Below are 12,900 nucleotides of genomic sequence, written 5' to 3' on the forward strand. Positions count from 1 at the left end.
ATTAGCTCCGGTTTCCCGAAGTTATCCCAGTCTTACAGGCAGGTTGCCCACGTGTTACTCACCCGTCCGCCGCTAATTAAAGGAAGCAAGCTTCCTTTAATCCGCTCGACTTGCATGTATTAGGCACGCCGCCAGCGTTCATCCTGAGCCAGGATCAAACTCTCCAATAAGAGATATTTGATTGCTCAAATAAAAATTTAAAACTAGATTAAACGTTGACGCTTGTTTATTGTGTTCAGTTTTCAAAGAACTTTTACGCCCAACCGAGCGACTTCTAATATACTATCATCAATCAATTATATTGTCAACAACTTCTCTTGTTTCTTATTAACTAAAAAACTAAGTTGCCAACAACGGTTCATTTACTATAACAAGTTTATTAACTCGAGTCAACAAACTTAGATTGGTAATAACAACCAAAAGAGTGAGGCGTAATCGCCTCACCCACTAATCATTATATATGTCTACTCTGATAATAGTTAATCTAGATTTCATTCGTTACAGTTCTCTCACTTTCCACGGGGGGGCGTGAAATGAACCTCGCAGCAAAAGCCTACTACGGGGTCTTACAGTGTCTACTACATCCCGCTGGAGTCGAGAGAACTTCCGCTCATTCCAACTATGTTAGCACTTTTCACCTACATAGTGAAATTAATTAATTACGTCCTACTCAGTAAGGAAAATGAAGTATAAAACAAAGATTACAAATAACACATACATGATTGGATTGATTTCTTTTGCTTTTCCTTTTACAAGCATCGTAATGGGATAGAAGATGAATCCAATCGCGATACCTGTTGCAATACTATAAGTTAATGGCATTGCAATAATTGTTAGAAATGCTGGAACTGCTACCTCAAATCGATCCCATGCGATTTTACCTAAAGAAGAAACCATTAGTATCCCTACTATTATTAATGCTGGTGCAGTTACCGCTGAAGTCACAACTCCTAACAAAGGAGAGAAAAACATCGCCAAAACAAATAATGCCGCAGTTACAACTGAAGTAAAACCAGAGCGACCCCCAGCTGCAACACCTGCTGATGACTCGATGTATGATGTCGTTGTAGAAGTCCCTAGAATCGATCCCACCACAGTAGCAGATGAGTCTGCAAATAACGCTTTTCCTGCACGTGGTAATTTATTTTCTTTTAATAATCCCGCTTGATTTGCTACAGCTACTAGAGTTCCAGCAGTATCAAAGAAATCGACAAACAGGAATGTTAAAATGACTACTAGCATCTGAACAGTAAAGATATCACCAAAGTGAGTAAACGCTGCTCCAAAAGTTGGCGCAAGACTTGGAATCGGACTTACAATCGATTCAGGAGTTGCTACTAAGTTTGTAAGCATTCCAACTACAGCAGTTACAACCATACCAATGAAAATTGCTCCATTGACTTTACGAACCATTAAAATAACTGTAAGAATAAGACCGAAGATTGCTAAAAGTGTGTTTCCATTACCAAGGTGTCCTAATCCAACTAAGGTTGCTTCATCAGCAATTATAATTTCTGCACCTTGTAACCCAACGAATGTAATAAATAAACCAATACCAGCACCAACGGCATATTTTAATTCTGCCGGAATCGAGTTAATGACCTTTTCGCGAAGACCTGTTAGCGTCAATACAATAAAGATCAGACCAGAAGCTAATACACCCGCTAACGCCGTTTGCCACGGAACACCCATTCCAAGAACTACCGAAAAGGCAAAGAATGCGTTTAGTCCCATACCCGGTGCTAGAGCAATCGGATATTTTGCAATAACTCCCATTAATAACGAACCAATCGCAGCAGCTAATGCTGTGGCAACAAACACTGCTCCGGAATCCATTCCAGCAGCAGATAAAAAGCTAGGATTAACAAATAAAATATAGGCCATCGATAAAAATGTTGTGATACCAGCTACAGTTTCTGTTTTATAATTGGTACCAAGCGCTTCGAATTCAAAAAACTTCTTCATATCTATAATTCCTCCTTTTTCTCTTTTATTCCTTAGGTTACACAAAAACACCCCGATTATGAATCGCAGTGTTCGACCAGAAGAATAACGATAGAAAAAGAAGGTTCCAATTTCTTTACTCTATACATTATTATTCGTAGTCAAGCCATTTACGGTAGCTCGGTAGAAACTTTTGGGCCATATCCCCAACATTATACGAAGTACAAAATATGATAACTAAACTATAAATTGATTTTAACAACAACGTCATGTTCCGTCAACATAAAAAGCGAACATTTATTAAAAAATGTTCGCTTTTGTTCGTCTTTATTACTATTATTCCCATTCAATAGTCGCTGGTGGCTTACTTGTGATATCGTAGACCACACGATTAATGTGATTCACTTCATTTACAATTCTTGTTGAAATGACCTCAAGAACTTCCCAAGGGATACGTGCCCAATCTGAAGTCATGCCATCTATTGAAGTAACTGCTCTGATTCCAATCGTATAATCATATGTTCTAGCATCCCCCATTACACCTACACTTCGGATATCCGGGAGAACGGTAAAGTACTGCCAAATATCACGTTCAAGACCTGCCTTTTTAATCTCGTCACGTAAGATTGCATCCGATTCTCTTACAATTTCAAGCTTTTCTTCCGTAACTTCGCCCAAAACACGGATACCTAGACCCGGCCCTGGGAACGGTTGACGCCAAACGATTTCATTCGGCATACCTAATTCTGTTCCAAGCGCACGAACTTCATCCTTAAATAGTGTATTTAACGGCTCGATTAATTCGAATTTCATATCTTCTGGTAATCCACCTACATTATGGTGAGACTTGATCGTTTGCGCTGTAGCCGTACCACTCTCAATAATATCTGTATAAAGAGTTCCTTGAGCTAAGTAATCAATGCCTTCTAGTTTTGCTGATTCATCATCAAAAACATAAATGAATTCATTACCAATGATTTTTCGTTTTTGTTCAGGATCACTTACACCCTTAAGCTTAGACATAAAACGTTCTTTCGCATCTACTTTGATCACATTCATATGAAAACCATCTGCGAAAGTTTTCATCACACCCTCAGCTTCACCTTTGCGAAGTAAACCATGGTCAACAAAAATACATGTTAACTGATCACCAATTGCTTTATGTATTAATACAGCCACAACTGAAGAATCAACACCACCACTTAGTGCGCATAACACCTTTTTGTCTCCAACCTTTTGTCTGATTTTTTCAATTTCAACTTCAATGAAGTTCTCCATTGACCATTCTTCTTTTGAACCACAAATCGTAAAGACAAAATTCTTTAATAAATCATTCCCAAATTCAGAATGGCGTACTTCTGGATGGAATTGAACGCCATACAGTCCACGGGATTCATCACTCATTGCTGCAATTGGACAAGATGGACTTGTTGCATCCACTTGGAATCCTGGAGGTGTTTCAACAACTAAATCACCATGACTCATCCAAACTGTTTGTTCTTTTGGTAGATTTGAATAGATTTTTGAATCCTTTTCAACAGTAAGAATTGCTTTTCCATATTCTCTATGATTAGCTTTTTCTACTTTTCCTGCGAAATGCTTTGTCATCAACTGCATACCATAACAAATTCCCAATATCGGTAACCCTAAATCAAAGATTGCCTCATCACAGTGAAAAGCGTTCTCTCCATATACACTATTAGGTCCACCCGAAAAAATAATACCTTTAGGATTCATTTTTTTGATTTCTTCTGCCGTAATTGTATGAGGGTGAAGCTCACTATATACCCCAAACTCACGAATCCTTCTTGTAATTAATTGGTTATACTGACTTCCAAAATCTAATACCACTATCATTTCGTTAAAAGCTTGCATCTCTGTCACCTCATAAAATTAGTCATACAATTGTTATAGCTTTAGTTATTCCCTGATTCATAAAATCCATTAAGTGATCCATACTCACCCTAAAATATTCACACCATGGAATATGAGCATTTTTACTCACCATATGTGGAATGAGCGTAGAACCACTTGACTCCTGCGGAATCCAGTGGTCTCGTGAGACCCCACAGGAGCCAAAAAGGCGACGAGGAGGCTCACGGACCACCCCGCGGCATCCCGCGAGTGGATCGAAGCTCATGGAACTCTCCAACCTTAGTTATTTTCAGGGTAGACACCTATGCTAATTAAAATTAGCACCATGGAGTATGAAAAAGTATACTTCGCTTAGTGTCTAGCTTCAGGCGCTATCGGCTCGGGGTCATAAGTCAATCCAGCTAGAAGGTTAAAGAGCAACCTTCTAGCAGTCTCGCCTTATGCCTGTCGCCGATGAACGAGCGCCTTCCGCTTTTCTTTTTTCAGGTTAGACTCCAATCAACTCTATAAAACAAAAAAACTAGAATTCCTATAAAGGCAGAATTCTAGTTTTTTAACTCCAATTAGAAAGCTGCCTTCATAGTCAGATCATTTACGGTGATCTGGTAGAAACGTTCGAACCATATTATCGAGTGTATATGAAGGATTGCTCTTTTTCAATTGAGTTAATTCTATATCTCTTCACACGTTCGGTCAAGATGATACTTTTTTAATTAAATTTTCCCACAATTCGACAGACCGCTTCCATTCCTTCTCAGCATTATCTTTTCGATAAAGTGCTCTTTCATAACTTAGAGTCAGTTTCTGCATATCATCTGACCGATAAAATTTATCAACATAAACAGCAAACTCTCTAAGTGTTTGACCCTCATTTCGTTTAATTCCCACTCGGTCTAGTTGTTTTAGAAGAGCATCGAATGCTTTAAAGTAAGCAGTACCATCATTTCGACGTTTATAGAGCAATATTGCTAGGATTGGGTACCATTTTACCCTTGTCTTAATCACAACATATATGACAAGGACAATTGAAAGGAGGATAAAGAAGATATCCTTCCAAGCGACTGGACTTACACTTGGTTGCTCACTACCTTCAATAGGAGTTATATCACCTTGTGATAATTCAGGTGTACTTTCTTCTAAAAGCTCTTGAGTTGGGGTTTGTTGCTCAACATCATCATTATTTTCATTTGTTACAGTTGATGAAGTCGTATAAACAAAGTTATTTAAATTACTGAATCCTTTTGTCGGTTCAAAAGCAATCCAACCAAATTCAGGAAAATAAACCTCTACCCATGAGTGAGCATTATTATTTGTAACCTCAAACACACGCTGATTTTCATTGAGAGTTTCTATATACGTTCCTTCCGTGTAACCTTTCACCCAACGTGCTGGAATATCCAATGAACGTAGTAAAACAATCATCGAGGTAGAAAAATTATCACAATACCCTACTTTGGTTTCAAATAAAAACTGATCAACATAATCATCGTTTCTACCAGGAACAGCTACTTCCTTCGTATCATACATAAATAAATTATCCTTAAAATAGCGTTCAACAGCTACCACTTTGTCATAGCGATTCCCTTGGTCTTTAGTGATTTCGACCGCAAGCTCTTTTACCCTCTCAGGTAAGCTATCTGGCAGTTGTGTATATCGTTCAAAAAACTCATCATTTAACTCTAGGCTTCCCTTATCAGTTACTGCTTGTAAGTCTTGTATTTGATAGATTGGCTGGTCATAGGTTAATCCATAGGCAGCTAGTTCAACCTCATCATTGTCTCCTTGCTTAGTTAATATCTTTTCCGTAACGGGGTCAACACTATATCGACTATCATCTAAACCATAATTATCTACCCGCTTTAAACCCGAAGGATAAATAATATGAGGATATAATTTCTGCACATCTACCTCAGCATAATATTCCTCTGTTTCTGCTTTGTTTTCTATCCAACTTAACACATTATTTTCAGATTCAAATAGTTGATTCCTCGGGTTACTGGATACTTCCCATCCTTTACCCGTGTATAAATCCTTCGTTTCCACTCGCCAATAGTGTCGTTTTCCAACTGTTGTTTTAAAAACTGGCGTATTATCTTCAATAAACGGCCCTCCAAGATAGGAGTCATTTGTCCCATAGCCAATTTTCTTCATACCTACTCCACTACCCGGTGCAGTACCACCTTTACCATACCCTTTTAAATAAGGCACTGGGTCTGGCCATTGAGGGGCCGCTTTCGGCGCAAAATAACCAAATGAACTTGTGATTAACACCATAATTACCAAGGGAATAATCCACTTTGTAAATAGCCCATTAAATCTAGAAAGCTTTTCACTTCCAATTACACGATTTAAATTTAATAAACCCAACATTAAGAAACCAACTACCACCGTACGTATAATAGCCGCATTCGCATCATAAGGACTAAAAGCATCTAATATTGAGACATAGACGACTGTTAAAATAAAAAACAGCAGAATTTTCTTTTGAACAATTAGCCAATAATAGATTAGGTAGCTCATTAACCAAAGAAGAATAAAAAATAGAAAACTTCTGAACAACGCTGACATTCCATTCCAGTTCATATCTATTAAGAGATTTAGATTTTGTCTCAAATCATAGAAAATTAGACGAACCCATTCAAAAGTAAGAAAGCTTTGTTCAAAATAGGTCTGATTTAACATATAAAGAATAATCACCATTTTAATAACGCTACTAATCACCCTTTTAATTTTTAAAAAGGATAACAAAAAGCAAATGCCAATAAAAATGATAAATATATAAATCTCAGCTGTATCTGTTACGACTGTTAACGGTCTTAACCATTCCCATAGTAATAAAAAACCAAAAACACTTAATATCAACCCTGGTAAATCCTTCGTTACTTTTGATGTCATGATTTGCTCACCTCGAAAAATACATCTGTATAGTGGCCCTCATAAACAACCTTCACAATGACATTACGTTTTCTTAACGTGTCCATCAATGTTAGTTCCTGAGTCGATAAATGTGCACCTTTTTCTTTTGCAATAAAAACTAAAAGGTTCACCTTTCTAAACGACACTCGTTCGATCGCTTGAATAAAGTCAGGAGTTAATGTATTAGTAATAAACATAAAAGATGCAACATGATTGACTTTTTTCACTTCAGTGTCAATTATTTGTGAAAATCGAATAGAGCTATCTGCCTTAACCTTTGCTAGATGATAAAAAATATGTTGTTGCTGTGACTCTCCGCCTCTAAGAGGAAAAACCGATTGTTCTTCTCCTACTGAAATGAGAGAGAGCTGTGCACCTTTTCTTAATATCGCTCTAGTTAAAGAGGCTAAAAAAGTAACAGATTGCTCAAATTCCCGAGATGGGGTCCGGTCTAGAAAGAGGACAACATCATGACTTTGCTGCTGTTCAAATTCTTTTGTCATAATATCATTTTTTCTTGCAGATGCTTTCCAGTCAATCCAAGTAAAACGGTCACCTGGCTTGTAATCTCTGATTCCTACAGCAATCGTAGTATCCCGCTGGAGATTCACATTCGATGCTGTCATTCCCTGCTCAAACCTACTCTCAACCTGCCTGTAAATGAGGTCATGGTATTGTGGATATACTAAGAAACGTTGCTCGACCGGAAAATAAGCCTCCTTTTCTACTAACCCAAAAAAGTCTCCAGTTCTAAGACGAATATTCGCAAAGATATGCTCTCCTCTAGGTATAGATTCAAACACATACTGAAAAGATAGGTCTCTTTTAAACCAAGGGAAAAGCAGCACCTTTGATTTGTATGTTTGTTCTCTGTATTTCAATTCCGGTGGAAGCACCTCTTCGACGACGAGATAAACGAGTGGTACAGCGAACTTCCTTTTAATCGTGACTGTTCCAACTAGCTTTTCTCCTGCTGAGTACTCATTTTGATTGGTTTTTCGATCAACGTCCATTGTGGTAATAGGATACAAGGCAACAATTAAAGAATATAACCCTAATGGAAGGAAACTATAAAATAAGAACCAACTAACAAAGCCTCCCTGAAACATTGCATACACAAATGTAACACCAATTAAGAAAAAGATTAGTCCTAACTTACCAGCCTGCTTAAGATATTTAAGAATTGTTTTCATTACCGACTCAGCGCCCTTTGAACAGGTACCGGCGTGCGTTCAATGATTTTTGAAACTACATTATCTGAAGTAGCTCCTTCGAATTTCGCTTCAGATTTTAAAATAATACGATGTGGTAAAACAAACTGAGCTAAATATTTTACATCATCCGGAATCACAAAATCTCTACCATGAACTAACGCAAATGCTTGTGAGGTTTTCATTAATGCAATCGACCCACGTGGACTTGAACCTAAATAAATTGATTGATGCGTTCTTGTTCTTCCTACCAAATCTATAATATATTGCTTAATTGTTTCATCAACATAAATTTCTTTTACATCTTCTTGAAGTTGGCGTAACTCTTCAATTGAGATGACTGATTCTAGTGTGTTAATCGGTTTGCTCTTTTCCGCACGATTTAACACTTCCATCTCCTCATTTGCAGTTGGATAACCCATCTTCAATTTTAGTAAAAAACGATCCAACTGAGCTTCTGGTAGTGGATAGGTCCCCTCATACTCTATTGGGTTTTGCGTTGCCATAACAAAGAAAGGTCTTGGTAGTGACCTTGTTACACCATCAACAGTTACACTACTTTCTTCCATTCCTTCTAATAACGCCGATTGAGTTTTCGGCGATGTGCGGTTGATTTCATCCGCTAGCACAATATTCCCCATAATTGGTCCGGGTCTAAATTCAAACTGTTGCTCTTTAGGATTATAAATTGAGACACCTGTTACATCGGAAGGCAATAAGTCTGGCGTGAACTGAAGACGTTTAAAGTCAGCGCTTACCGATTTAGCAAGAGATCGCACCATCATCGTTTTCCCTACCCCTGGAACATCCTCTAATAAAACATGACCCTCAGCTAACAAAGCAACCAAGCTTAAGGTAGCTACATCTCGTTTTCCGATCATTACCTTTTCTATGTTTTCAATTACTCTCCCTAATACAGGATGAAGTGTTTCAAGCTGCTGTGTCATCATATTCCTCCTAATAATTCTACTATTGTAATTAATTATATAATTCGTAAAATAATTTAAAAACCCTCTAATCTATGTAAGAAACCTGTTAATTATATACAGTTCAGCTGTAAGGTATGCATTGATATGTCGTTACTAGACTGATAAAAGTTACATAAGAAAATAAATATAATTTCATGTTCAAGGACAAAATGAGATAAAGGAGGAATGAAGTTGGGTAAGACGTTTGAAAAATACATATTAAGAGCTCTGTTTTTGTTTGGGATTGCCTCTTTTATAAACCTAGTAAGAAAGCCCCCTGTAAAAGATTGGCTCCTTATTTTCTTTCTAAAAGGTTATATGTCTTCAATCTTAGACAAGGTTTTAGTAAGAGAAGGCTATATTACATACCCCACCAAATTTTTTAAGAAGTTTGATGTAAGTATTATCTTCGATTATGTTCTCTTTCCTATATCTTGTGTTTACTTTAATCAAGTCACTGAAAAATCAAGGTTAACAGATATCTTTATAAAGCTATTCTATTTTAGTGTTCCCATGGCACTTGGAGAAGCATGGCTTGAAATGAATACACAAGTGATTAAATATAAAAAAGGCTGGACTCCGCTGAAAAGCTTTATATCTTTATCACTTACCTTTTTAGTTGTACGTGGGGTAATGTATTTAATTAGAAGATTAGATATGAAACAACAGCAATCATCCCAAAAAAATAACTATACCAAATGATTTTTTCTTTTTATAATAGAAGGCCATTTTCACTGGCTCTAGAACACCTTATAATAGGGATACAATAGTTGTCTTTTCTTTACAAACAAAAATTCGTCAAATATAATGTGTATTCATTAGAAGGAGGACTGGAGTTATGAAAAAAATATCTAATGTTTTTTGGATAACACTCGCGATTGTATTATCAGCAGTTGCTTTTGGGGTCATTTCACCAAACAACTTTGAAAACATCACAGGAAATATACAGGCCTTTATCACTTCAACATTTGGTTGGTATTATCTTATTTTAGTAACAGTCATCGTCATTTTCTGTGTATTCCTTATTTTTAGCCCTGTCGGTGCGATTAAACTAGGCAAACCTGATGAGGAACCTGAATTCACAAAAGGTACATGGTTTGCTATGCTCTTTAGTGCTGGAATGGGAATCGGTCTTGTATTCTGGGGAGCTGCAGAACCACTCTCACACTATTTAGCACCACCACTAGCCGAAGGCGGAACAAATGTTGCTAACAAAGAAGCAATGCGATACACATTTTTCCATTGGGGAATTCATGCTTGGGCAATATATGCGCTTGTCGCTTTAGCCTTGGCATATTATAAGTTTAGAAAAAATGAACCCGGTCTGATCTCAGCTACCTTAAAACCTGTTTTCGGCAAAAGTATGGAAGGTCCTCTCGGAACAGTGGTAGATGTACTAGCAGTATTTGCAACAGTTGTTGGTGTTGCAACAACATTAGGGTTCGGAGCGGCACAAATCAATGGTGGATTATCCTATCTACTTGGAGTACCTAATAATTTTACCGTTCAATTTATCATCATTGCATCCGTTACTGTTTTATTTATGATTTCAGCGTGGTCCGGTTTAGGTAAAGGAATTAAATATTTAAGTAATACGAACATGGTCTTAGCAATTTTACTATTTGTGTTAATGTTCTTTATTGGACCAACAATCCTTATTCTGAACATGTTTACCGATTCAATCGGTGGATACATTCAAAATATTGTACATATGAGCTTCAGAATTGCACCATTAAATGAAGAACATCGCTCATGGATTAATGGATGGACAATTTTTTATTGGGCATGGTGGATTTCTTGGTCACCATTTGTAGGTATTTTCATAGCACGTGTATCACGCGGAAGAACGATTCGCGAATTTTTAATTGGTGTGCTATTACTCCCAGCACTTGTAAGCTTTTTATGGTTCGCTACATTTGGCACTTCTGCAATTGAAACCCAAAATGCTGGATTTGATTTAACACAGTTTGCTACTGAAGAAGTTTTATTCGCCATCTTCAGTCAAATGCCTGGATCAATTGTTCTTTCGATAATAGCAATAGTACTTATTGCAACATTCTTTATTACGTCTGCAGATTCAGCAACATTCGTTCTTGGAATGCAAACAACTAATGGGTCATTAACACCACCAAACACGGTGAAGTTAACTTGGGGAATTGCACAATCAACCGTAGCACTAATCCTATTATATAGTGGTGGTCTACAAGCTCTCCAAAACGCATTAATCATTGCAGCGTTCCCTTTTTCATTCATTATGCTATTTATGATGATTTCTCTATACCGTTCGTTAACAAAAGAGAAAAAGGAGCTAGGACTTTACTTTAAACCTGTTCCTAAGAAAAAAGTTCAAAAAGATCATTAAGAGAGAAGCATGGGGACGGTTCCCATGCTTCTTCTTTTTTGCGTCCCCATTGGTTCTTACGCCGCCTCAACTACTCACTGTTTGAATTATTTTTAAAGTTAACCCTAGATAACGTTTAGTGTGAAGGGTTTTTCTCACTTCTTTGTGTACATTTTATAATCAAGGGAAATCTAAAATAAATAATACAAAGAAAGTAAATGTTGGTGAGGTCGAGTATTAATGATAGCAAAGAATCATTCCAGTGTAGATATTGTGATCGTTGGAGCTGGTTTGGCAGGATTAGCTGCTGCTCTAGAATGTAAAAAGAGAAATAGTTCGTTTGTAGTTCTTGAAGCCAGAAATCGTCCAGGCGGCAGAGCTCATACCATTCATATGAGTGACGGTTATAACATTGACCTTGGAGCACACTGGGTCAGTAAGAACCATACACGAGTGAGAGAACTAATTAAACAATTTAACCTTCAGTCCACACCTACATATAATTCTGGTCAAACCATTTTTGAGATTAACGGAAAGATTCGAAAAGGAGCCGGTCTCAAGCCTCTTACTACACTTGGTAAGCTAGACCTTTATATGCTAAAAACAAAATTAAAGAAGTTAATAGAAAAACTACCGAAAGGTGTACCCCTTACTACACCTTTTTCTTATGAATTAGATAAGCAGACGATCTATGAATTCATTCAAAATAATATGTTCAGCAAGGATGGCAAAGAGTTTTATACAATGGTTATTGAAGAAATATTTTGTTCAAAAACCCATGAAATATCTGTATTAGATTGGATATGGTGTATTAAATCGACTGAAGAGATTAACTATTTGTTAAAAGCAGAAAACGAGTGGATTATTGAGGGTGCGGGGGGACTTGCCGAGAGGATGGCCGACACCCTTGGTGAATCAATTTTTTATGAATCTGCAGTTGAACGAATTTCTTATCAAGAAGAGGATGCAACTATATTTACTCCAACAAAGCAATGGAAAGCAAAGAAAGTGATTGTTGCTGCCCCTCCCAACCTAACAACACGCATAAAATTTGATCCTCCACTTCCACCCATTCGAGTTCAACTAAGTGAACGATCAGGAATGCCGTCGGTAATCAAAATGATCATCATTTATGACAAACCATTTTGGCGAAAAGCCCGTCTTAACGGAAAAGTATTTTCACCATTATTATTTTCGATGGATAGCTCCCCACCGAACAAAAGCAAGGGCGTCTTAACCATTCTCATCACTGGAGAAAACGCAATAAAATTACAAGGGAAGAGTGAAATGCAAAGAAAACAAGAAATTATCAAAGCACTAGTAACATTCTTCGGACATAAAGCATCTGCCCCCTTATCCATCATTGAAAAAAATTGGGCGGAAGATGAATGGACTAGAGGAGGATATGGTACCCACTATGGAACAGGTGTACTAACTCATTATGGAGCAGGGTTATTTATACCAGTATCTAATACAATCTATTGGGCAGGAACTGAAGCAGCAACAGTATGGAGAACCTACATGGAAGGTGCAGTTCAATCTGGTCAAGATACAGCAAACGAAGTTATTGATTCTTTAGATTTTAAAAATAAGTAGTACTCTGCCTGTCCAAAGTCCCTCTCAATAACAAGCTGTTCATCCTTAA

At 37.3% G+C, this 12,900-nt stretch carries 8 protein-coding genes and 2 riboswitches; of the genes, 3 read left to right on the forward strand and 5 right to left on the reverse strand.

What is annotated here, in order from left to right; all coding sequences use genetic code 11:
• Positions 1-666 precede the first annotated feature (666 nt).
• The 5 genes from BK579_RS00015 to BK579_RS00040 all read right to left on the reverse strand — a co-directional run bounded on the left by BK579_RS00015 (position 667) and on the right by BK579_RS00040 (position 8,893).
• Positions 667-1,965 (reverse strand): NCS2 family permease, encoded by a 1,299-nt coding sequence (locus BK579_RS00015; RefSeq protein ID WP_078542937.1) that lies wholly within the window; start codon positions 1,963-1,965, stop codon positions 667-669.
• A gap of 117 nt (positions 1,966-2,082) precedes the next feature.
• Positions 2,083-2,184: riboswitch (purine riboswitch) on the reverse strand.
• Between the two features lie 96 nt (positions 2,185-2,280).
• On the reverse strand, positions 2,281-3,819 hold the full coding sequence (guaA, locus tag BK579_RS00020; RefSeq protein WP_078542939.1) for a glutamine-hydrolyzing GMP synthase: 1,539 nt from the start codon (positions 3,817-3,819) through the stop codon (positions 2,281-2,283).
• 560 nt (positions 3,820-4,379) lie between these two features.
• Positions 4,380-4,481, reverse strand: a riboswitch (purine riboswitch).
• 31 nt (positions 4,482-4,512) lie between these two features.
• Positions 4,513-6,714: a transglutaminase domain-containing protein gene (locus BK579_RS00030; protein WP_078542942.1), complete on the reverse strand. Its 2,202-nt coding sequence runs from the start codon at positions 6,712-6,714 to the stop codon at positions 4,513-4,515.
• On the reverse strand, positions 6,711-7,928 hold the full coding sequence (locus BK579_RS00035; protein WP_078542944.1) for a DUF58 domain-containing protein: 1,218 nt from the start codon (positions 7,926-7,928) through the stop codon (positions 6,711-6,713). Before BK579_RS00035 ends, BK579_RS00030 begins: the two co-directional genes overlap by 4 nt.
• Entirely contained in the window at positions 7,928-8,893 is a 966-nt protein-coding gene (locus tag BK579_RS00040; protein ID WP_078542946.1) for an AAA family ATPase, read from the reverse strand. Before BK579_RS00040 ends, BK579_RS00035 begins: the two co-directional genes overlap by 1 nt.
• A gap of 213 nt (positions 8,894-9,106) precedes the next feature.
• On the opposite strand from BK579_RS00040, the gene BK579_RS00045 reads away from it, so the two are divergent.
• The 3 genes from BK579_RS00045 (at position 9,107) to BK579_RS00055 (ending at position 12,851) form a co-directional block, all read left to right on the forward strand.
• Entirely contained in the window at positions 9,107-9,616 is a 510-nt protein-coding gene (locus BK579_RS00045) for a CBO0543 family protein (RefSeq protein WP_078542948.1), read from the forward strand.
• 136 nt (positions 9,617-9,752) lie between these two features.
• Entirely contained in the window at positions 9,753-11,276 is a 1,524-nt protein-coding gene (locus tag BK579_RS00050; protein WP_078542950.1) for a glycine betaine uptake BCCT transporter, read from the forward strand.
• Positions 11,277-11,495: 219 nt separating this feature from the next.
• Positions 11,496-12,851 carry a flavin monoamine oxidase family protein gene (locus tag BK579_RS00055; protein ID WP_078542952.1) on the forward strand — a complete coding sequence of 452 codons (1,356 nt, stop codon included), beginning with the start codon at positions 11,496-11,498 and terminating at the stop codon, positions 12,849-12,851.
• Positions 12,852-12,900 lie beyond the last annotated feature (49 nt).

It is taken from the genome of Litchfieldia alkalitelluris (genome assembly GCF_002019645.1).
Lineage (GTDB): Bacteria > Bacillota > Bacilli > Bacillales > Bacillaceae_L > Litchfieldia > Litchfieldia alkalitelluris.

Bases quoted from the DNA above. Each gene is read 5' to 3' on its own strand.
- BK579_RS00035 (WP_078542944.1), bottom strand. From the start codon at position 7,928: ATGAAAACAATTCTTAAATATCTTAAGCAGGCTGGTAAGTTAGGACTA.
- BK579_RS00030 (WP_078542942.1), bottom strand. From the start codon at position 6,714: ATGACATCAAAAGTAACGAAGGATTTACCAGGGTTGATATTAAGTGTT.
- BK579_RS00015 (WP_078542937.1), bottom strand. From the start codon at position 1,965: ATGAAGAAGTTTTTTGAATTCGAAGCGCTTGGTACCAATTATAAAACA.
- BK579_RS00055 (WP_078542952.1), top strand. From the start codon at position 11,496: ATGATAGCAAAGAATCATTCCAGTGTAGATATTGTGATCGTTGGAGCT.
- guaA (WP_078542939.1), bottom strand. From the start codon at position 3,819: ATGCAAGCTTTTAACGAAATGATAGTGGTATTAGATTTTGGAAGTCAG.
- BK579_RS00040 (WP_078542946.1), bottom strand. From the start codon at position 8,893: ATGACACAGCAGCTTGAAACACTTCATCCTGTATTAGGGAGAGTAATT.
- BK579_RS00050 (WP_078542950.1), top strand. From the start codon at position 9,753: ATGAAAAAAATATCTAATGTTTTTTGGATAACACTCGCGATTGTATTA.